Consider the following 22,827-nt stretch of genomic DNA (forward strand, 5'->3'; position numbering starts at 1 on the left):
ACTGATGAAAGTGCCAAAGCTTTCGCTAAGGCACTCCCCAATCAATCATATTAACTACACTCTAAGATGCTTGTGTAATGTCACCCTAGAACCAATCCAACCAATTCCAATACCAAGCACTAATGAAATAGGTACTAAGGTTCTAAAAATTGTTTCAACTGGAATAAAGTTTACCATGTTGCTAAGGAAGTTAAATTCGTTAGCTGCATAGCTAATAACTTTTCCGTAGATAAAATATAACAATATAAGTGGAATAGCCGAACCGATAAGACCAATAAATACACCTTCGACAACAAATGGCTGTCTTACGAATGCATCCTTAGCTCCTATAAGCTTCATAATAGCTATCTCTTCTCGTCTAACAGAAATACCAACCATAACTGTGTTGCTAATCAAGAAAACTGATACCGCAAGAAGTATGATGACAATAGCCATAGATACAATTGTGATTGCTCTATTTATATCTGTAAGTGTCTTTGCAGCAACTTCTGATTTATTAACCTGGCGAACACCATCCAATCCTTCAAGGAATGACACTAAAGTGGATTGCATCGCTACATCAGAAAGATAAATCTCGTAGTTCGCTGAATTTGCAAGTGGATTATCATCTGCAAATCCTGCTGCTAAAGCTTCGTTGCCTCCAAAGTATTCCTCCTGATATTCTGCCCAAGCGTCTTCTGCCGATACAAAATCATAGCTGGCAACTTCAGGTCTTTTTGATATTTCACCACCGATTTCTTCGATGCGAGCTTGCGATATTCCCTCATCAAAAAATACTGTAACTGCAACGCCTTCCTCTGCAGTCTTAACCATAGCCTGGAAGTTGGTTCCTAACGAATAAAATATACCAAACAAGAAAATACAAGCTGTCATTGTGGCAATTGATGCAAGAGAAAACATCTTGTTTCTCCACACATTTTTTAATCCCTGGCCGATGTTGTAGATGTGGGTACTAATCTTCATATTCTTCACCTCCAACATCACTCACTACCACGCCATTTTTAATAGTGATTACTCTCTTATTCATGGCTCTAACTATTTCCATGTTATGAGTAACAACAAGGACAGTAGTACCACGCTGATTGATTTCATCTAACAGCTTCATGATTTCCCATGTATTATCGCTATCAAGGTTTCCAGTAGGCTCATCAGCTAAAATGATTTTAGGATCATTTACTAGAGCCCTTGCAATAGCTACACGCTGTTGCTCACCACCTGAAAGCTGGCTAGGTCTTGATTTATATTTAGCAGCAAGTCCTACTAGCGAAAGCATCATAGGAACTTTTTTCTTTATTTCGCGATTAGGTGCTTCAACTACCTTCATAGCAAAAGCTATATTTTCATAAACATTACGGTCTGGCAATAAGCGGAAATTTTGGAAAACGACACCAACATTTCTTCTGTATTTAGGCACCTTTTTGTGGGTAACCTTTTTAAGGTCCTGACCATTAATATATATTTTTCCTTTTGTAGGCTCTAATTCTTTAAGTAATAATCGGATGAGAGTAGACTTACCAGAACCACTATCACCAACTATAAACACGAACTCGCCTGGATCAATATGAATAGTCACATCTTCCAAGGCTGGCTTGCCAACCTCATATGACTTACTAACGTGATCTAATCGTATCATTAAAACTTCTCGTCCTCCATATACTTCATGTACTTAACAACCATCAACGCTATTTTAAATGTTATAGCATCCTCAAAAACTCTCAAATCTAGGCCTGTACTCTTCTCTAATTTGTCTAATCTGTACACAAGTGTATTTCTATGAATATACAACTGTCGAGATGTTTCAGATACGTTCAAACTATTTTCGAAGAATTTAGCTATAGTTGTAAGTGTTTCCTCGTCAAAATCATCTGGTGATTTGTTATCAAAAATCTCAGAGATAAACATCTTGCAAAGTGGAATTGGAAGCTGATAAATAAGACGACCAATACCAAGAGCTGAATAGGCAATAATCTTCTTATCGCTAAAGAAAATCTTGCCAACATCCATAGCCATATTAGCTTCCTTGTAAGAACGAGATACTTCTTTAATTTCGCCAACAACTGTACCGTATGATACACGTATGTTTTTTGAATCCTTATCATGGAATGCATCAATAATAACAGCTGCAATCTTTTCTATATCATCGTATGTATCATTCTCGCCAAGCTCTTTGACAACGATTATATTGTGCTCATCAACAGCTGTAACAAAATCCTTTGTCTTGCCGCCAAATACCGAACGAACTCTATCAAGCTCATCGCCATCCTTTTCTGGGCCCACTTCAACAATCATTACCACACGTCTAGCGTTAGTATCAACATGAAGCTTCTTAGAGCGATTGTAGATATCTACAAGAAGAAGATTGTCTAGCAATAAGTTCTTAATGAAGTTATCTTTATCGAATCTTTCCTTGTAAGCAATCATGAGCTCCTGAATATGGAAAGCTGCTATCTTTCCAACAGTAGTAGCCTGCTCATCATCGCCATGAGCTAAAATCACAAACTCCAACTGGGAATCATCAAAGACTTTAAAGAAATGATATCCCAAAGCAACCTGACTATCCGCCTCAGATGCAGCGAAACCTGAAACAGCATCTGAAAGCTGTGCAGTATCAGAAAATGTAGACGCACATACAACTCCGTCAGCGTCAGTAATTGCTAAATCAACCTTTGTAAGCTGATGGAGCCCCTCAATTGTATTCTGCATGATTTGGTTAGAAATCATATGGATTACCTCCTAGATTTATAGTCAATATGAACAATATCAAATGACTTTTTTGCATACAAATTCACATAACCTATGCCCATTTTAATATAAATAACCAAAAATTGGAATACTTATCTCTCTTTTATTTATGCAAATTCACAAATGAAACATATGAATTCTTTTAGATTGAACACCCTATGTTCGTTCAATTTGAATAGTTGTCAGATAATATACAGAATTTTTCACAGATGATTTAACCTTTTAAAGTCAAGTTTTTTTGTCAATTTTGCAAGTTTTGTAGATATAATCCAAAACCTATGTTCACGGTTTTTGTGGATAACTTTTCGATTTTACTCAATTTTTCTGTGGATAAAGTGGATAAACGGTTTACAAGTCCGATTTTACGTGATAATTCTGTGAAATCCTGTTGAAAAAATATTTCATATCCACAATTCCTTTAATTATATTTCATTTTAACTTATAGATTTTTTGTGCACTTTTTAAATTTTTCGCCCATAAACGATTTGAGTAGTTTTCTGACAATTGTTCATATATTAATGAAATATTATCGTTATCCTCTTCACTTCTACTATGTCGTTTTACATAACGTTTTTAGGGCATAAAAATAGCGCCGCATAACACGGCGCTTTTATAGTCTTTAGAAAATTCTTCTGATTGCAAGAATGTTCTTGTAGTTAACATTTGAATATGTGATACCAGTCTTGTATGTAGACGCATGTAAAAGCTGTCCATTACCAGCGTAAATACCTACGTGACCTGAGTAGCAAACGATATCACCTGGCTGCATCTCATCATAAGATACGCCATAACCAACACTACGAAGTGCGCTAGATGAATGAGGTAAGCTAACACCAAATGCTGAATAGCAGCTCATTACGAATCCTGAACAGTCTGTTCCGTTTGTAAGTGATGTACCACCATATACATATGGATTACCAACAAACTGTGAACCATATGATACTACAGCGCTTCCGTCAGATCCTGATGGAGCTGAGTAGCTCTTGCTTGATGAAGAAGATGATGATGACTCGCTTGAGCTTGATGAAGACTCTGATGACTTAGAGTTCTTAGCTGCTGCAGTAGCTTTTTCTGCTGCTTCCTTAGCTGCAATTCTGTCTGCCTCTTCCTTAGCAAGACGAGCTTCTTCGTGCTCTCTAGATTCAGCTACTGTAAATTCTGTAGAAATATCAACGTAATCTGTGCTGATATAACCATCTCCAGCGTTACATGTAACCTTTACCCAACCTGAATCTTCCATAGACTCATCTATAATAGTAAGATCATCTCCAAGTGGAAGTAAATCGATTACATCTGAATCTGTAGTAGCTTCCTCTCTAACGTAAAGAGTTGTGGTAGTAACTGTAGCAACTCGTCTAGACATTTCCTTTGCAAGTTCTTCGTTACCCTGAACTACATACTCGCTCTTTACATAACCTGTAACATCACCTGATGTAATGCAAAGCCATGTACCATCCTCTGCTTCAACTGTCTCAGAAACAGTAGCTGCAGACTTGTTATAAAGCTTACCTACGTAATCGCTATCCGATGAAGCACTTTCACGGATATATACGTAATTATCAACCTGAGCGATTGCTATATTTGCGTATGGATTTTCTGCTGTAGCAACCCACTCTGTCTCATTCTCAGCAAGCTGAGTCTCAGTAGAGATAGATGTTGCACTAGCAAGCATATCGTTAACTGAAAGCTGTGCACCTGCAAATGCTGTATAGTTAGTAGTCTCTAAAACACCAGTAGTGCTAGAAATTGCGCTGGCACCAGATGTGGCGCTTGCTGCATCTGAGCAAAGTGAAATGCTAGATGCGACTACACATGCAGCTATTGTATAACTGACAGCTTTTGTTAGTTTTAAATTCATTATGTAAAAAAACCTCCAAATTTGTTACAAACTTATTACAACTGTTGACATTATATAATCTAATAGCATTGATGTCAAGCATGACTTTAGCCGCCTTTTCTCAGGCTTTTATATATCTAAATTTGTAACATTTTAGTAATTACTGATTTATAGTTGTTTTTGTATAGAGAAAATTGCATTGGCCCCATCTGCTGTAGCCGTAATAACCTGCCTTAATTGCTTTGTCCTGACATCTCCTGCTGCATAAATGCCAGCCTTAGATGTCTCGCAGTTTTCGCCTGCAATAATATATCCTCTTGAGTCTAGCTCAGGAAGCCCTTCAATCTTTGCTGTGTTAGGCTCTGTGCCGACAGCTATGAAAACTCCCTCAACTGCAAGATCTCGTTCTTCGCCCGTTTTTACATTCTTAATATGAAGAGAATTTACTGAATCTTCTCCATTAATTGATTCAACAACAGTGTCATAGATAATATCAATATTATCAACTGCCTTGACATGATTCTGCAAAACCATAGCTCCACGGAACTCATCTCTTCTGTGAATCAAGTGAACTTTTGTGCAAAAGCGCGACAAGTATAATGCATCTTCCAAGGCAACATCTCCGCCACCTACAACAGCAACCTCTTTTTCCTTAAAGAAAGCCCCATCACATGTAGCGCAATAAGATACTCCTACACCAGAAAGCTCTTCCTCACCTGGACATCCAAGCTTTTTATTGGAAGCTCCAGTGGCAATAATTACAGACTTTGCTGTAAACGTAGCTTTTTTGGTGACAAGCTCTTTTGTATCACCTTTATCTATAATAGAAGAAACTTTTCCTCTGGCAAACTCAACACCTAATTTCTCACAGTGATTCTTCATCGCCTCTGCAAGCCCTTCGCCTGAAGCCCCAGGAAAGCCCGGATAATTATCTATTTCATAGGTGTTAAGGATCTGGCCACCACTAATAGAACTTGTATCTAATATGAGAGTAGAAAGTCCTGCACGTTTGCCATAGATACCTGCTGTAAGTCCAGCTGGCCCTGCCCCTATTATTATTACATCATAAATCATAATTATTCTCCGATTTATATTCCTAATTATTTGATGGCGATAGCCTCAGCCTCAAGTAAAACATCCTTTGGAATACGTGCTACTTCGATGCAAGAGCGAGCTGGGAATGGCTCTGGGAAGTACTTTGCATATACTTCATTGATTGCAGCAAAATCATCCATATTCTTGATGAATACTGTTGTCTTAACTACGTTAGCCATAGATGAGCCAGCCTCCTCTAAAAGGGCGCTCATGCTCTTAAATACTCTATCTGCCTGGGCTGCTGCACCTTCTGGGATTTCGCCTGTAGCTGGATCAACAGGAATAATTCCTGATGTGTAAACCATTCCATTTACTTCAATAGCCTGTGAATAAGGTCCGATTGCTGCTGGTGCTGATGTTGTTGAAATTACTTTTTTCATAAATTATTCCTCCTGAATTTTTCTAATCTTTCCACCTTCCAAGGAAATCTTTCTTTCCTTGTAAAGTCTACCTACAGCTCGTTTAAAAGCTGCCTTTGATAGACCAGTTTCTCTTTTTATAACTTCTGGAGATGCCTTCTCTGTAAATGGAAGAACTCCAGCATAGCTATCAATTAAATCTAATAATGCTTCAGCATCATTATCCATCTGAATATAGGCCTTATCTCTGATTGTAACATCACATTTTCCATCCTCTTTGATTCCTGTGATACGAACCATGATTATATCGCCTATACGATATTTGCTTGTATCTTCGTGTCTTGGAATCATCGCAGAATACTTATCCTCAAGTGCTACAAATGTTCCAAAATCATGACCAAATTCATATATTCTAGCTTCTACTTCGTCTCCTACCTGATATGGTGGCTTAGTAGATAAAAGCTCGTAAATACCCTTCATGCTAGCGCAGAGTCTTTCACTTTTATCAATATATACTCTGACTAATATTTCATCATCCTCAGATGGCTGTCTTGTCATTTCCTTAAAAGGAAGGAATAAATCTTTTTCAAGACCCCAATCTAAGAAAGCACCTACTTTATTTAACTGGCTTACTCTAAGGACACCCATCTGGCCCAATGTAAGCTTTGGTGTAGCTGTAGTCGCAATTAATCGATCCTTTGAATCCTTGTAGACAAAAACATTGATTTCATCACCAATGGATGTATTCTCAGGAACCTGTTTCTTAGGTAGAAGAACACGCTGTGCACCATCAGAAAGGTATACACCAAATTCTACTCTTTTTTCTATTTTAAGTGTTTGCATTTCGCCTAAATTCATTATTTGTACTCCACTATCGTATAAATCTCGTCTTCTTTTTTTAGAACTACCTGATAGCCTGTCTCTAATTCTACCAAATAGACATCTAATTCATCAAATAACAATGCCGCCTTTTTATAATTAACATCAATCTCTGAAAAATCTTCTTTAGGAAGATAGCTTCTCGTTAAATCAATATAGAAGGAATTGTTCATGTGGCCATTTGTATCTATCAGATGTTCATTAACCACAAACTTACCAACCTTTTTTCCTGGATTAGTATAACGTAGTTTTGGACGTCTAAAATCATATTCTGGACGATTACCATCATCAGGATATGCATTTTCTATTTCCTCATTGATTCTGGCAGGCTTAGTGTGAATCAAATCCATAAGCACCCACAAAGAATCAGCATATATAAGAAGCTCACCAGATTCTGTTGATATAGTGTACACTCGCCTAGCCATCATTCCACGCACCTGATATGGGTATGTAGAAATAACAATCTTTTCCATATATTTAGGAAGGCGATTAATGTGAATCTCGTAGCTAGTAACAAACCAGCCCAGATTAAGAGCTGATAAATAACTAACTCCTACTCCTACTTCATCTGAATGAAAACAACTGCAGTCCTGCATATAATTAACAAGACTATAATATGTAAGATTAAGATTTGCATCAACTTCGCTATAACTCACCCTATCGATATATTGATACATAAAATCCCTCACCTTCTAAATAACCAACTAAAGAATATTCTAATAAAAGAAAAAGACCTAAGCAAGTGTTTTGCTTAGGTCTAGCTGGCCCACAAGGATTCGAACCTTGAAATGACGGAGTCAGAGTCCGTTGCCTTACCATTTGGCGATGGGCCATCGTGTTGATTTATCGCGTCAACGAATGCTATTATAGGGCATGATTTTGAAAAACGCAAGTACTTTTTTGAAATTTTTTTCGATTTTTTTCAAATTATTTTTCGGACAGCCATTTTCCCTAGAAAATAAGGGCTTTTCAGCCCTTAAAACTTTAATAATTTTCCTTCTAAAATGTCATATTTGATTGGATCGTCCCAAATAACCGTTGCTCTACCTGCTGTTTTATCTGCAAGATTTTTATTGAAATCATCAACCATATCAAGTGGCACTACACTTTCTATAGTAACATTGGCTTCAAAAACTGTATTAAGTATGGGAAGATTTTTTTCTCTAAGAACATATTCAATCTTTCCATAGTCATTGTAGTCGGTAGATATGTTGCAGCATTTTCCCTCTTTTGGTTCTAAAAGCTGACAAGCTTTCAAGCCTTCTTGAACAGCTCCCTGATATGCCCTAACAAGGCCACCGGTTCCAAGTAATACTCCTCCAAAATATCTGGTTACTACAACAACGCAATTGTGAATGTTCTCACGAAGCAATACATCAAGCATAGGACGTCCTGCTGTCTGTGCAGGCTCTCCATCATCATTGCATCGTGTTATTTCATTATTGTTTCCAATGACAAATGCCGAGCAGTTATGTCTGGCATCCCAGTATTCCTTTTTCTTGGCGTTAATAAAATTAACCGCCTCTTCTTCTGTGTTAACGGGGTGGATACTAGCAATAAATCGCGATTTTTTCTCTTCTATTTCGCCAATTCCGCCCTTATAAACTATTTTAAAGCTCTTATTTTCCATAGGTTTATTATAATTGATAATTTTGGTATAATGAAGTCTAAATTGGAGGTTATTATGAATTACGGAAAAGAAAATGCAGCTAAGCAATCCGCTCAGCTACAGGGGAAGCGAAAGCGAAAGCACCGCAGCGCCGGGCTTGCTATCATTCGTCTTTCACTTATTTGTATCATCTCTGTAGTGCTTGCTGGCGGAATATTTGCTTACCTCTATGCAAAGAATTTGATTGACCAGCTTCCGGATGTTTCAACAATAGATATTTCGCCTACCGGTTATATGAGTACGGTATACGACTCCGACGGAAACGAAATAGAAACACTGGCGTCTACTGGAGCCAACAGAACTTACGTTACACTAGACAATATTCCACTAGATTTACAACATGCGTTTGTTGCAATCGAAGATGCTCGTTTTTACGAACACAACGGTATTGATCCACAAGGTATTGTAAGAGCAGGTATGACTGGTATCTTAAATGGTTTTCATTTTTCACAGGGTGCCAGTACACTTACCCAACAGTTATTAAAGAATAACTACTTCACCACCTGGACATCTGAACACACAAAGATGGACAGTATCAATCGAAAGATTCAAGAGCAGTACCTAGCTGTACAATTAGAGAAAATCGTTTCAAAGGATACTATCCTGGAAAACTATCTAAACAGTATTAACTTAGGTCAGAATACACTTGGTGTTGAGGCTGCCGCAGAAAGATATTTCAATAAATCAGTTTCAGATTTATCACTTTCTGAATGTGCAGTTATTGCAGGAATTACACAGAATCCTACAAAATACAATCCAATATCTCATCCTGAAGATAATGCTAAGCGTAGAAAAAAAGTGCTAAACAACATGCTTGAACAAGGTTACATCACTCAAAGCGCTTACGAAGAAGCTCTTGCAGATGATGTTTATGATCGAATTCAGGTACTTAACACTGAACAAACTACAACATCTACTTCTTATTTTGTAGATGCACTTACAGATGAGATTATCACTGATTTGCAGGATAGATTAGGTTATACAGAAACAGAAGCATATTCGCTCTTATATTCTGGTGGCTTATCAATTTATTCAACACAAGACACTGCTATTCAGGATATTGTTCAAGAAGAAATTAATAACACAGATAATTACAACGGTATTGAAAAAGTATCATTTTCTTACAGACTAACAATCAATAAGTCAGATGGTTCTACAGCTAATTATTCTGACACAACAATGCTTTCTTATTATCAGGCAAGCAACAAGAGCTACACTCTTGAGTTTGATAGTCAGGAAGAGGCTGAAGCAGCCATTGAAGCTTATAAAGAAGCTGTTATGGAGCCTGGCGATGAAGTTGGTGGCGAATCAGTCACATTCACCTTACAGCCACAGGCAGCCATGACTATCATAGATCAATCTACTGGTCATGTTGTTGCAATGGTTGGTGGACGAGGCGACAAGACAGCAGCCAAAACTCTTAATAGAGCTACCGGTATTACTCGTCAGCCTGGTTCAACATTCAAGGTAATCGCTTGTTATGCTGCAGCGTTAGATGCAGGCGGTATGACACTTGCTTCAGTTGAAAACGATCATCCTACTACTTATTCGGATGGTACATCGCTTAAGAACTACAATAATAAATATCTTGGTTGGACAAACATAAGAACTGCCATCACCAACTCAATCAACGTAGTTACAGTTGAGGTTATGGCTGATATTGGCACAGGCTTAGGTTTCCAATATGCCAAGGATTTAGGAATAACAACTTTGACAGATGGCGATAACAACCAGGCCCTTGCACTTGGTGGTATCACAAATGGTGTAACAAACTTAGACTTAACTGCAGCCTATGCAACTATTGCAAACGGTGGTGAGTATAACACTCCTATCTTCTACACAACAGTTGTAGATCATCAGGGAAATATCATTCTCGACAACAGAGAGAACTCTTCAAGAAGAGTATTAAAAGAAACTACTGCATGGCTTCTTACAAGTGCCATGGAAGATGTTATGACAAAGGGTACTGGTACAGCAGCTAATTTTGATGGCATGGCTGTAGCCGGCAAATCAGGTACTACAACAAAGAATCGTGACACAGTCTTTGCAGGATTCACACCTTACTATACAGGCGTTATTTGGGGTGGATATGACGATAATACACCTCAAAACTATACAACTTACTCTAAAGTAATTTGGAAGGCTGTAATGAGCAGAATTCACGAGAATTTGGCATACAAGGATTTTGTTAAGCCAGCCGATATTGTAGCTGTTCAAGTTTGTAGTAAATCTGGAAAATTAGCAGTTAACGGAGTATGTGACCACGATCCAAGAGGCTCGATGGTATACACCGAATACTTCGAAAAAGGCACAGAGCCAACAGAATATTGCGATAAGCATTATTTAGGCTATGTATGTACAGAAACTCATATGTTTGCCAATTCTGAGTGCCCTCAATACGGAGGTGTATTTATAGTTGGCGGCGCTGCAGGTTCTGCTGATGAACCATATTCAGTCAATGCTTCAACTTTCGGACAGTATTGTCCAATTCATGGTGGCACACCGATGCCTAACTCAGGCGCTGTCGGTGGTGGAGGTACATCAACCGTAACCGAAGGAACAGTCGAAGTTATTGGCGGAACGCCTTAAATAAAAAAAGACTAGCAAAATCTGCTGGCCTCAGAATGTAGAATAAAGGATGCTGCAAAACCAAGTTTTGCAGCATCCTTTCCTTTTTTCTTAAAGCCAAGTTTTGCGAGAAGATTCTGCATTACTTTATTATCAGTATGAGTGTCTACTCTTAAATGATTGCACTGGCGCTCTACTAAATACCTTAATTTGTTCTCCTCATTATCTTGTGAGTCGATACAATTAACTCGATTCATTAAAAGGGATAAAGTAGAATCTTATATGCTAAAAATCAATTACTTCAAATAAAAATCTTATATTATTATCTGTATATTCTATTAATCCTGAAAAATACCAGATATAACAGCACCACTGTATCATTAAAAACAACGCATCACTGTATGTTTCACACTGATTCTCCAGAACTATACTTCCATTGTTTATTAGTATTAATTTCGATGCATCTAATTTAATTTTCACCCCTGAAGGAATAGTTATATTATCATATTTCAAAATCTTTTTAATATCTTTTAGTTCACAGTTATCTTCATACAAAATATCATTTTCTTCCAATATCTTACTGATAATTCTGTTAAAACACTCAGTCTTATGAATATATATATATGAACACAAATAGAAATCATCATATTCATTGTCTGAAAACAGTACTTTCTCATTCCCCATTTCTTTTATATGAAATGTCTTATCTTCCTTTAAAATTTCCCAATATGAATTATTGTCCTTTGTTTGCTCTCTTATGCTCTCGTTATCACTGATAAATTTTATTCCGTCAGTTGTAATTTTCTCTATAAATCCTTTTTCGCTTAGCATTTTATTCACCTAATTTAATAATTCTTACATTCCAAAGACCCATTTATTGTCTCTATTAGCTAGTATATTCGGGGTTACTATATTTCTTAGCTAAAATCATGAATTCTATTACTGTTCAGCGAGCCATTCATCTATATTTTTTCCTCTCACAATTTCTTGTGTCTGCACACTTTTTTTTGACTGCGATATTTCATTTTTTACGATTTTAATCTCTTCTATTTCTTTTCTCGAAATAGTTTTTACATATAAGAATTGTTCTTTTTTCTCAAAGCCATGCAAGTAGGCCAGTTGCTCTGAATCCGTGCAAATCACGTAGGCATTATCCGCCACTGCTTTTTTTGAAATCTTATCAGCAAATATTTCAAAATACACATTCTTAAATTTTAAAAATATATCTTCGCTATATATTGAATCTATTTCATCTTCCGTAACCTTTTTCATAAATAAATCATTATGTTCTTTTCCAAGTATATCTATATAATTAACAAAACCCTTCTTTTTTTCTTGTGATGTAATAATTAATTCATTATTTTTCTTTTTAACTCTGTATTTTGTTCCTTTAAACTCACAATATACAATACTCATATATGGTCCCCATTTCTTAATATAACATTTTTTATCGCAATACTTCTTTGTACTTTTTGACAACATATTCAGTTACATCTCTTTCAGGTATGTACAATATAAATTCTTTATATTTGCTTATCCAATCTTTCCCTCCTTGAAGCAAATCACTCCACTTTTCATCTAATGTTTGTGATAACAATGCTATACTTAATTGAATATTTGATTCCTCTTTAATTCTATTTTTAGTAGTATTCCTATCTTCAGCACTAATTGAATATGCAATAAAAGAATTGATAATATATTCAACTATTATTTTGTCTTGTTTCTCATAATAATATAGTTCAACTTCACTCGAATGAAGCATTAACGATAGAAAATATTTGTCTGTATAGAGTACAATTTCATTCTCTGAAATTTCTGCCAAATGCATATTATATTTTTCAATTATATTTTTAAACTCATAAATAATTATTTCTTTGAAATTCATTTGTAATACTCATCCTCTTTCTAGTTGGCTGAGTCCTGATAATGCCGCAACTTTCACACCTTCTTCTGTTCCTTTTAGGGCTCCATAGGTTGCTTCCTGGTTTTGGGTGTATCCGGCTCTTTCAAACTCTGCCTTGGCATTTCCTCCTGCACTGACTCCATATAATGTTGCACTAGCGCTTAATGATGCCAGCTAATAAAAAGCCAGCTATCCAAATTGAAAAAGTGCACGTATGTAGTTTTTATTTATCAACATACCTGCACTTAAAGATAATCAGTTTTACCCCTAATTAACACACTTTATTATATACTATCCACATTAAGAGAAATATCCTTGTTCCTTTTTTTTAGAACTATAAAATTACCAAAATTAACTTTTTCATATTTTTGCATAACCGTATCTATAAGTTCTATATTTAAATTAACCCAAATATCTATTCCATGAGATTTATTGAAAAGATTTACATTATCATTTTGAAACTCAAAAATAACCTCTTTCCCAATCGCACATAATAAAAAATTGCCGCTTAAGTCTTGGTTTAGAAATATCAAAAACTGATTAATCAAGTTATTATATTCGGTTAAATTATCATATTTTTTTTGATTAAACCATACTGTATAGCATATCCCACTCTCTAGCCTTTCAATATTTATTCCAACAGCACCATCTTCTATTTTTTCTTCTATACAAATTATTTTGTTTCTTAGGAAATAATTTCTAATATCTTCCAAATGAATCTCTATAGAATTCTCATATTCCCAATTATCCATTGCTTCAATAACTTCATATCCATACCTATTTTCTGTTTCTTTATGAATAAACTCTCGTAAAATATCAGGACTCACTTCATCCTTACAAATAATATTTATTTCTACTACTTCGGCCATACCAATCCCCAGAATAAATCATCAGATACACTTAACTAATTGTCTTAATAGTACATCATCACTGTATAAATCCGTGTATGCAGTTTTTCATTTTGCCAATCTAACTCAACGTTTCCTTCCTATAGCAATATCTGCCTCTCTTTGCAATTTCATTGTAAGTGGTCCCATATACCATTTTGCATTTTCTAAAATATTATCCTCATTTCCTAAAATTTCCAAAACTGTTACCGAAAAAATGTTTTTAAATGCCATTTAAAAATATTCTTTTACTTCATTCCATAAATACTCATGAATATCCCCAAATGGTTTATTAAGCTTAATTCTCTCATTATAATCATCAACCCATATATTATAATCTGAAAGGGACCATATCTTGTGTTCAATAATTTCTGATTATTAATCTGTTTATAATATATATTTCCATCCTTTCTAAATCCATCCATAATACTTCTTACATCATTTGAGATTATTTCCCATTCATCTCCATCTCGGACAAGTTTATATGTTTTATTTCTATAATCTAAATACACATTAATTCCTCTAAATAGTTTAAACTCAATCTAAATGATTTCTCCTTTAACATTTGCTATCTTCAAAGGAAATTCACGATAATTAATTTCTATTAATTCACGTATATTTTTTATTCAGTTCTTTTATTATTTCTTCTTTTTGGTTATGCTCTTTTATACAATATGTTTTCAATAATTCTATTTTTTCAGGTTTATTTAATAGCTCATCAGTCGAAACAATAACTCCTACCATCAATAGCATTCCTTCAGCTGCAACCATCACATCAATATCATCATTTACTTTCAAATAAATCTGTTCAAACATGTCGAAACTTTCTTTTGTTCTCTTTATGTCTAGCATGGTTGATATCAGTTGATATTTATTTGAGTCAGTTTTTTCAATATTTTTTAGTATAATATCAATATATTTTGTTTCCCCCGTATTGTTAAAAAGAATTTTTGCAGTTATTATACTTGCATAACTTGGAATTTGATATTTATTAAGATTTTCATCAAGCTTTTCAATCCCTTTATATTCCCTAAGATATGGTAAAAAACCTGACAAAAGATAATTACCATGCTGTCCACCATAATTGTTCCAAATACGCTCCTCAATATATGAACGTTCCGAATCATAGACTTCATTTATAGTACTATAATCATATATAAAATCTCTTTCTTTACCTTTAGAATTTAATATTTGGAGAATATATTTATAAGCGCTACTATTTTCCATTTATCTCTACCTCATTTATTTTTGTAACATACCCCATTATTTTCCTATACAACAGAACTGGTTCTTCTGTGTTTTTCCATACATTACCATAATAATCATTAGGATGAACATAGGTAACTTCGCCTGTCGCACCATGAGCATATTTTCTTGACATTGCTTCCCATATCGGTTTTTGGTCAAAAACATCACCTGTCCCCCATTTATATGGTGGATAAACATCATTTAGTGTTTCCCAACCATTAAGAACTTTACCACCAGGCGTTATTTCCATAACCACTCCATCTATTGATTCAGCATAATTAATTGCAGCATTTAAATCTCCACTCCAAAATACAGCTTTATCCCTTCTTGAAAATGTAGTAAATCCAGATGTTATACCTGCGTTTATTGCCACTTGTTCCAAGTCTACATTTTTGTATGCATTTTCATCATTTAGCACGTTATATCTGATTGTTGGGTCTACTAACGCTTCATCTACAAATTCTATTCCGTATGCAGCTGTTCCAGCTCCCAATGCGCCTACTGGAAGAGAAACACTACTTGTCACCGAGCTAACTCTTCCTAGTGAACTGACTCCTGAAAGTGCAACAACTTTTACTCCTTCTTCTGTTCCTTTTAGCGCTCCATAGGTAGCTGACTGACTTGGTGTATATCCAGCTCTTTCGGACTTTGCTTTGGCATTTCCACCTGCGCTGGTTCCATATAATGAGGCTCTTTGCCCATATTTATCAAAGCTAACAAATCAATATTTATATATGAAATATCGTCTATATGCTATTCATTTTTTTATGTAACCCTGTCTAACTAGTTCTGCTTGGACCTTAGACTTACGTTCTTCTATGTTTAGTTTACTCCATGTGTCATGGGTCACTTCTGATAACTCAAGACTAATCAATCGCTCACCATACTCAGGCATTTCTTCCATGGTTCTCTGACCGCAATTCGGGCATTTTGTGTTTGGAATAGTATCTATTATATCTCCATCAATTTCATCGCAAGTTATTCCATATATGTTTGATACAATTCTTGATATTTTATTCTTATATGTATCATTACTTTCATTTAAGATTAATTCAGTACAAATAACTTTTAATTCATCAGTTATGCCTTCATTTATTAAATCTGCATACGCACATTTGCTACCATCTTTTGTTGAAACTATCCTTTCTCCATATATTGCATCATTCGTAAAATACATAATTCGTTGTGTTCCACATCTTGTACATCTTCCATGTACAACAAAAAGTTTAAATTTCCTAATTTTATTTTTCATAATTAATTTCCTTTCGGCACAACCATTTGTGGTTTCAAAATCTCATCAAAATTATCATATATAACATAATTAATACCTGAGTCTCTGTACGAATTTACTTTTATTACTGTATATCCCTCTTCCAATGCGTTTTCTGCTATTCTTTGACATTCAAGTAGTGTTTATTGCCCTTTGATAAATCCTCTTTCATTCGCAATGTTTATGTCCGTCAAATCTAATACCTTCTGTCCTTCTAAATTCATGTCATATCTTATTGAATATTTAACCTCTGTACCATGATAAGCAAGTTCCGCTACAGTTGTATCTCCATCAGCTGCAACATAGAACCCTTGCCCAAATCTACTTTCTGGACTTGTATAACTAATATCAATTCCATCTAGTACACTTTGTATTTTCTTTGCGCTATTGTCTCCTCCTACAGAATGATATGCTACTGAATCTGTATTATTATAGTTATCCGCATACTCTCTTCCCCTCATCGCATCAACCACATAACTAAATGTGGTAAACCCAGATGTTATACCTGCGTTTATTGCCACTTGTTCCAAGTCTACATTTTTGTATGCATTTTCATCATTTAGAACATTGTATCTGATAGTTGGGTCTATTAATGCTTCATCTACGAACTCTAATCCATATGATGCAGTTGCAACTCCTGCAGCTCCGACAGGTAATGAAACTGAACTTGTCACCGCACCAACTCTTCCTAATGAGCTTATACCAGATAATGCCGCAACTTTAACACCTTCTTCTGTTCCTTTTAGGGCTCCATAAGTAGCCGCCTGGCTAGGAGTGTATCCGGCTCTTTCTGCCTCTGCCTTGGCATTTCCTCCTGCGCTGGTTCCATATAATGTTGCACTAGCGCCTACGGATGCTAACCATACTGGCGCTCCTTGTCCGTATGTTCCAACTGTCATTGCCATTCCAGGTATTGATGCGCCTGTAGCCTTTGCTACATTATATAATGTGGCTTCACCAGTTGATTTTGCACTTTCCATTACATAATAGTCCACGTAATCTTCTATGCCCGTCATTGCTACGCCATCTCTATCATCATTTAAGTTAAAAGCATTTTGTAGTCCTGTTCCTACTTTTTCAAATCCTACACCTACTTCCACTGTGGTTTTTAGTACAATTTTTCCTCCTTCCGAAAAATCACCATCTTCTATGCTTGAAACTAATTCTTTCCCTGCCTGATTTTTAAGTGATGGCGCTAGAAGTTCTATATATTCATCTGCTTTGTCTGTTCCATTTAGACTGTCCTGATAGTATAAATAGTTATATATCTTTTTTTGCTCATCAGTCATGAGAGTCACGCAATACTCTATGCATGGATAAGCTTGATATGTACATCCTTCTGCTGCTTCCAAATCTATCTGGGCCCTGTAAACATTATCATTTATGTATTGGTACATCTGCCTATCATCGGCTTCAGCATTTACATCTTTTTCATATTCATTATGCTTGTTGAAATCACTTTTACTTGTAACCTCTTCAAGCTCACTTTTTCTTACAGCATCTTTTGTCGCTTTTAAATCTGATCTGTATTTTTCAGATACTTCTTCATCTTCTTTTATCAGGTCATACTTTTGTTGTAAGGTTAATCCTTCCTTGTTAAAGATTATGACTTCGTTATAGTCTTTTATTCCACTTTCATGAAATGCATTCCATCTTACTGATATTCCGGCATTTACCTTTTTTGTCGTGATTGAAAATGAAGGTGGCGTCTTACCTGTTTCAACAGCCAAAACCATACTGTTTTGAGACATTTGCAGTAGACTTGTATATGCTTCTTTATCGCCTTTTCCTTTTGCCGATGCAACAAGAAACATTATGCTGGTTTTAGCTGGATCGAGATATGATGCATATAAATCATAGTTTTTGCCTTCACAGTATTTTACTTCACCATTATCTTCTATATTTTTACCCTGACATTCATTTATAAGAAGTATGTCGTAAAGTCTGGATATACTATCCTGATCTTCATTCTTAACAGCTGTTTCATACCACTCACAAACAAGATATGCATCATTAACAGTCCAAAGCGACGCGTTTTTACATAGAATGGTTTTCGCTTTTTCTTCTTTGTATTTACTTTCAAATTCATCTATGTCATCTACATAGGATTCTAGATGATACTCTGGGTGTGTTTCTATGATGAATGATGTCATTCTTTGATTAAGGTCGTCTATCCTACTATCAAGATCTGCTTCCTCTATCAATATTTGAGTCTCAGTGTCAAACTGCACAAGCTTTTGTCTACACTCTTCCAAGTATCCTACTGTCTCATCATCACCACACAGATTCGTAAATGCGGTTCTGCCTGCTGAAAAATCTTGTGTGTTTATAGTTCCATACTTACTGTATTTTTCTTGCAAATCCAGTATCATGTCTTCTACTGCCTTTGCCTGTGTATCATAAGCTTCTGATTTTTCTTTAAAATCATTGTCTATTTTCATTAAATCATCGTAACTGATGTAAGCATCTACTGCACTATCTACTGTAAGGTTAAAATTATCAAGTATTGTTGCATGTAAGCTATCTATGTCATCATGCAGCTTTAAAATATCATTTAAAAGTGTTGTTTCAGTATCACTTAGCATAGTTTTTGCTGCATCTGCATCTTCGCCCATCCATGTGTCCGTAGTTGCTACTGTGTCCATTGCAGTAAAATGCTCATTTGCGTATGTTTCATAAGTTGTAAATGCATCAGACCAATCGCCAAAATACTTATTCGTCGCTGGCACATCAAAAAACTTGCCTGCGTTAAAATCGGTGCATCTGTATATCGTATAATCGATAATACCTGATGCTCTTATTATAGCCGCTGCTATAGCTCCCATTTATTGTCTCCTCTTTATGCTAGTTTCCTACACCTATTACATCACTGACGCCCTGTTTGTATATTGTTAAGCATTTTCTGCATTACAACTTCCGGCGTTTACTGTTTTCCTAGTAATAATCAGTAATATAGATACAACAAAAATAAAAATAGTAGCTCCTGACGAAATCGTATCTACGTATCCGGTCTTTAGATTTCCTACAAAAGATAATCCATATACACCTGCTGCAATGCCCATAATAACAAAAGCTGCAATTTTACTTCCTTTTGCTGCCATAACTGCTAAAACAGCCATAATAATTAAAATGATATTTGCTCCTAATGCTCTAGCTAATGAATATATAATGATTTCCATAATTTGTCCTTTCTTTGTTTATCACTTAATCAGTTTAGTTTAATCTTGATATGTAATCTCAGATGCCGCAGCCTCAGTCTTTTCACGCCAGATAGCTTCTTCCTCTTCCGTCATCACACGGAAGTTTAAGCCATTTTCCTCGCAATACTCCTGTATGTAAGAGCCTTCTGGAGCTACTAGGGTGCCCTCTATAGTACATTTATCTAATCCCTCAACTTCATTCGTTCCAAAAAATGCTTCAACATTTTCTGGGATTCGTACATTTAATCTACATAGCGACTTAGATAAATACATTTTTTTCTCTAAAACATCATTATCTATATCAAATAAGTGGTAATTATATAGATACTTTATCCCTTCTGGAATGATTATTTCATCTATTGAACCATTGTAAAATAGAAGAACATTATCCCCAACTACATAATATTTTTCATCTTCGTGATTTTTAACAAAGTTGGTCCAATTAAAGCTTGAGCCCGATACATACACAACGGATTTAGGAAAGTAGACTTCTTCAAGTCCATTACTAGCATAAGCTCCATGAATTTCCTTCACACCTTCTGGAAATTTAATAGTTTTTAGTTTGGGAGAATGACATATATCTGTATATATAACTTTTGTACCCTCTTCAAAAGCTACGGATTCTATATTTTGACAATATCTTAGATTCACACCCCAACGTTTATCATCTGCATTGTTTTCTATGTAAACACTTGTAATATTATCATTATTCTCTATTCGATCCACGTAATAGACATCTCTACCGAGTAGTTTTGCCGGTAAAACAAACTCACCTTTGCCCTCAAATGAGTCTATGTATATCTTATTAGGTTTGATATTAAAACTACATTTGTAATTACCTACCATACAGGTAAAATCTGTCATTTCGACATTGAATCCTTTTATTTCATACGGCAATACATCAGTGCCATCGCCTCGATAATCTATAAAATAAGCTTTTTTTGTTGTTGGATCAAAATAGTATTTGAAATTTCCTATCCATACTCCAATACCGCAGAACATAATCATTGTTACTAATACTGCTAAACATAGTAAACTAATTATTATCACTAGTACTTTCTTAGTCATTGTCATCTTCACTCACATTAGTTTCTGGATACTCAATCTCATCCACTATCTCATAATCTATATTAAATTCCTTAGCATATTGTTCAGCATAGCTTCCTTTTGTAGTAACTATAGTTGGATGTGACCCAAAGCATCCTTCATCCTTACCTGTAGCAAGTACTTTCATTTCATGCACACTTTCCGGTATATATACTTTTGTATCGCACAATGTCCAGAAAGAAAACAATCCTATCTTTTCAACGGAATCTGGCACATATATCTCAACATAATCCATGTCTTCACCATAACCATCAAAGGCCCCCATTACTGCCGTCACTTGATCTGGTATGACAATTGTAGTGCTATTACCATTGTATTCCTGTAAACTATTATCCGGGTATATTACAAATTCTCCCATTTCTTTTTCAAATGGATTCTTTCTGAATACCTGCGCCCCCAATTTAACGTTGTTTAAATCTGCATCTAGCTTCTCAATTTGATTATTTGCAAATGCTCTATCATCTATTTCTTTTATCGTTTGAGGTAACTTTAAATATCTAATATTACAGTCAGTAAATGCATCTTCTTCTATCAGTTCAACATTTTCAAAATATGGTATTTCACTTAAGCTATCATCTAACTGGAATGCTGAATTGCAAACAGTTCTAACATTTTTTCCTCCCGAAACTCTTTTCAATTTATGATACCCATTAAATGAACAAACATTTATCAAAGTAACAGTATCGGGGATTTCTATTTCTTCTACTATGTCACACCCCTTACATCTTGCTCCTTTTGAATCTGTCTCTGTCACTGGCATAAATAGAAATCTTTCTGGTATTTTAATAATTGCCTTATCATAATCTACCGCCACTGCATAGGTGCCATGGACTTCAAAATATATCCCTTGTGAGGGGCTGTATATCTCTATCGGATGAATAAATGGTAATAAGACAAAGCCAACAATAAGTATAATTATTATTACCGGAATATATTTAATTATTTTCTTTACTTTTTGCATTAGTAGGCTCCTAGTTGATTCGTCTTTTCGAAAATGTTTGTTCCAAGTGTTACACTTTCGTTATCTAAACACATTAGATTTATTCAGCATTTTCAGGATACTCAATCTCATCCACTATCTCGTGGTCAATGTTATATTTTTTAGCAAACGCTTCTGCATAGCTTCCTTTAGTTGTTACAATTGAAGCATTATAGAATGAATACTGCTCTTCATCATCGTAGTAATCGATTTCGATTACGCTATCTGGAATATATACAGTCCCATGATTTGAAAACCATAAGGAACTTGTTGTTATCTTTGTTACTGTACTTGGAACATATATTTTTATATTTTCACTGTCATCGTCAAAATCAAAAAAAGCTCCACTTATCACCGTCACTCCGTTGGGAATAACAATTGTTGTATCATTCCCATTATATTCCTGTAAACTACCGTCGGGATATATTGCAAAGTCGCCCATTTGTTTTTGGAATGGATTATGAAAAAATACCTGTATTCCTAATGTCACATCATTTAAATCTGCATCTAATTTAGAAATATTATTGTATGCAAATGCTTCATCTCCTATTTCTTTTATTGTCTCAGGTAACTTCAAATAAGAAAGACTACAGTCAGTAAATGCATTTTGCTCTATCACCTCGACTTTTTCAAAATTAGGTATTTCTGTTAGAAGTTCATCTGACCGAAAAGCTGAATCACATATTACTCTAATATTCTTCCCACCTGTAACCTTTGTTAATTTGTCACACCCATTGAATGAACATACATCTATCATAGTAACAGTATCTGGTATTTCTATTTCTTCAACTATATCACGCCCTTTACTTCTTACCCCTTTCGTATGTGTTTGTGTTACAGGTCTAAAAAAGAAGCTTTCTGGTATTTTTATAATCGCCTTATCATAATCTACCGCTACTGCATATGTGCCATGTACTTCAAAATAAATCCCTTGTACAGGGCTATATATCTCTATCGGATGAATAAATGGTAATAAGACAAAACCGATAATAAGTACAATTATTATTGCCGGAATATATTTAATTATTTTCTTTACTTTTTGCATTAATAGGCCTCCCAATTAACTAGCCCTATTGAACAGTAT

General features: G+C 35.3%; 24 protein-coding genes and 1 tRNA gene. 1 reads left to right on the forward strand and 24 read right to left on the reverse strand.

Going from position 1 to position 22,827, the window contains the following annotated elements; all coding sequences use genetic code 11:
• Nucleotides 1-54: 54 nt before the first annotated feature.
• From ftsX to T498_RS0108860, 10 genes are all read right to left on the reverse strand, one after another.
• Nucleotides 55-963, reverse strand: a complete 909-nt coding sequence (ftsX, locus tag T498_RS0108815; protein WP_028235597.1) for a permease-like cell division protein FtsX — start codon at nt 961-963, stop codon at nt 55-57.
• On the reverse strand, nt 953-1,633 hold the full coding sequence (gene ftsE, locus T498_RS0108820; RefSeq protein ID WP_028235598.1) for a cell division ATP-binding protein FtsE: 681 nt from the start codon (nt 1,631-1,633) through the stop codon (nt 953-955). The genes ftsX and ftsE overlap by 11 nt, the downstream gene beginning before the upstream one ends.
• The gene (locus T498_RS0108825) at nt 1,633-2,721 is read right to left on the reverse strand and encodes a PucR family transcriptional regulator (RefSeq protein WP_028235599.1); all 1,089 of its coding nucleotides are present in this window, start codon (nt 2,719-2,721) and stop codon (nt 1,633-1,635) included. Before T498_RS0108825 ends, ftsE begins: the two co-directional genes overlap by 1 nt.
• Nucleotides 2,722-3,361: 640 nt before the next feature.
• On the reverse strand, nt 3,362-4,600 hold the full coding sequence (locus T498_RS0108830) for a C40 family peptidase (protein WP_028235600.1): 1,239 nt from the start codon (nt 4,598-4,600) through the stop codon (nt 3,362-3,364).
• A gap of 147 nt (nt 4,601-4,747) precedes the next feature.
• Nucleotides 4,748-5,659 (reverse strand): thioredoxin-disulfide reductase, encoded by a 912-nt coding sequence (gene trxB / locus T498_RS0108835; protein ID WP_155951048.1) that lies wholly within the window; start codon nt 5,657-5,659, stop codon nt 4,748-4,750.
• A 20-nt stretch (nt 5,660-5,679) separates the two neighbouring features.
• Entirely contained in the window at nt 5,680-6,054 is a 375-nt protein-coding gene (locus T498_RS0108840) for a RidA family protein (protein ID WP_028235602.1), read from the reverse strand.
• 3 nt (nt 6,055-6,057) lie between these two features.
• Nucleotides 6,058-6,891, reverse strand: coding sequence for a CvfB family protein (locus T498_RS0108845; RefSeq protein ID WP_028235603.1), 834 nt, complete (start codon nt 6,889-6,891; stop codon nt 6,058-6,060).
• Nucleotides 6,891-7,589, reverse strand: a complete 699-nt coding sequence (locus T498_RS0108850; protein ID WP_028235604.1) for an acyl-[acyl-carrier-protein] thioesterase — start codon at nt 7,587-7,589, stop codon at nt 6,891-6,893. Before T498_RS0108850 ends, T498_RS0108845 begins: the two co-directional genes overlap by 1 nt.
• Nucleotides 7,590-7,673: 84 nt before the next feature.
• Nucleotides 7,674-7,745: transfer RNA gene (locus T498_RS0108855), tRNA-Gln, on the reverse strand.
• 143 nt (nt 7,746-7,888) lie between these two features.
• Entirely contained in the window at nt 7,889-8,542 is a 654-nt protein-coding gene (locus tag T498_RS0108860; RefSeq protein WP_028235605.1) for a YigZ family protein, read from the reverse strand.
• A gap of 54 nt (nt 8,543-8,596) precedes the next feature.
• Here T498_RS0108860 and T498_RS15405 point away from each other — a divergent pair, with 54 nt between their 5' ends.
• Complete coding sequence (locus T498_RS15405) at nt 8,597-11,170, forward strand: transglycosylase domain-containing protein (protein ID WP_051524689.1); 2,574 nt, start codon at nt 8,597-8,599, stop codon at nt 11,168-11,170.
• A gap of 264 nt (nt 11,171-11,434) precedes the next feature.
• On the opposite strand, the gene T498_RS0108875 is transcribed toward T498_RS15405, so the two are convergent.
• The 14 genes from T498_RS0108875 to T498_RS0108940 form a co-directional block, all read right to left on the reverse strand.
• Nucleotides 11,435-11,980, reverse strand: coding sequence for a hypothetical protein (locus T498_RS0108875; protein WP_028235606.1), 546 nt, complete (start codon nt 11,978-11,980; stop codon nt 11,435-11,437).
• Between the two features lie 108 nt (nt 11,981-12,088).
• Complete coding sequence (locus tag T498_RS0108880; RefSeq protein WP_036978251.1) at nt 12,089-12,565, reverse strand: hypothetical protein; 477 nt, start codon at nt 12,563-12,565, stop codon at nt 12,089-12,091.
• Nucleotides 12,566-12,596: 31 nt separating this feature from the next.
• The gene (locus T498_RS0108885) at nt 12,597-13,034 is read right to left on the reverse strand and encodes a hypothetical protein (protein WP_028235608.1); all 438 of its coding nucleotides are present in this window, start codon (nt 13,032-13,034) and stop codon (nt 12,597-12,599) included.
• A 302-nt stretch (nt 13,035-13,336) separates the two neighbouring features.
• Entirely contained in the window at nt 13,337-13,921 is a 585-nt protein-coding gene (locus tag T498_RS0108890) for a hypothetical protein (RefSeq protein ID WP_028235609.1), read from the reverse strand.
• Between the two features lie 105 nt (nt 13,922-14,026).
• Nucleotides 14,027-14,173, reverse strand: coding sequence for a hypothetical protein (locus T498_RS16770; RefSeq protein ID WP_155951049.1), 147 nt, complete (start codon nt 14,171-14,173; stop codon nt 14,027-14,029).
• 14 nt (nt 14,174-14,187) lie between these two features.
• On the reverse strand, nt 14,188-14,451 hold the full coding sequence (locus T498_RS0108900) for a hypothetical protein (RefSeq protein ID WP_028235610.1): 264 nt from the start codon (nt 14,449-14,451) through the stop codon (nt 14,188-14,190).
• Nucleotides 14,452-14,548: 97 nt separating this feature from the next.
• Nucleotides 14,549-15,166, reverse strand: a complete 618-nt coding sequence (locus tag T498_RS0108905; protein ID WP_028235611.1) for a hypothetical protein — start codon at nt 15,164-15,166, stop codon at nt 14,549-14,551.
• Nucleotides 15,156-15,713, reverse strand: coding sequence for a hypothetical protein (locus tag T498_RS0108910; protein ID WP_028235612.1), 558 nt, complete (start codon nt 15,711-15,713; stop codon nt 15,156-15,158). Before T498_RS0108910 ends, T498_RS0108905 begins: the two co-directional genes overlap by 11 nt.
• 231 nt (nt 15,714-15,944) lie before the next feature.
• The gene (locus T498_RS0108915) at nt 15,945-16,439 is read right to left on the reverse strand and encodes a hypothetical protein (protein ID WP_028235613.1); all 495 of its coding nucleotides are present in this window, start codon (nt 16,437-16,439) and stop codon (nt 15,945-15,947) included.
• A 161-nt stretch (nt 16,440-16,600) separates the two neighbouring features.
• Complete coding sequence (locus T498_RS0108920) at nt 16,601-19,282, reverse strand: hypothetical protein (protein WP_028235614.1); 2,682 nt, start codon at nt 19,280-19,282, stop codon at nt 16,601-16,603.
• 66 nt (nt 19,283-19,348) lie between these two features.
• Nucleotides 19,349-19,636 (reverse strand): hypothetical protein, encoded by a 288-nt coding sequence (locus T498_RS0108925; protein WP_028235615.1) that lies wholly within the window; start codon nt 19,634-19,636, stop codon nt 19,349-19,351.
• Between the two features lie 39 nt (nt 19,637-19,675).
• A complete protein-coding gene (locus tag T498_RS0108930; RefSeq protein WP_028235616.1) occupies nt 19,676-20,725 on the reverse strand; it encodes a leucine-rich repeat protein in 1,050 nt (349 codons plus the stop codon).
• The gene (locus T498_RS0108935) at nt 20,718-21,725 is read right to left on the reverse strand and encodes a leucine-rich repeat domain-containing protein (protein WP_028235617.1); all 1,008 of its coding nucleotides are present in this window, start codon (nt 21,723-21,725) and stop codon (nt 20,718-20,720) included. Before T498_RS0108935 ends, T498_RS0108930 begins: the two co-directional genes overlap by 8 nt.
• A 79-nt stretch (nt 21,726-21,804) precedes the next feature.
• A complete protein-coding gene (locus T498_RS0108940) occupies nt 21,805-22,788 on the reverse strand; it encodes a leucine-rich repeat domain-containing protein (RefSeq protein WP_028235618.1) in 984 nt (327 codons plus the stop codon).
• Nucleotides 22,789-22,827 lie beyond the last annotated feature (39 nt).

Source organism: Pseudobutyrivibrio sp. MD2005 (assembly GCF_000621865.1).
GTDB lineage: Bacteria > Bacillota > Clostridia > Lachnospirales > Lachnospiraceae > Pseudobutyrivibrio.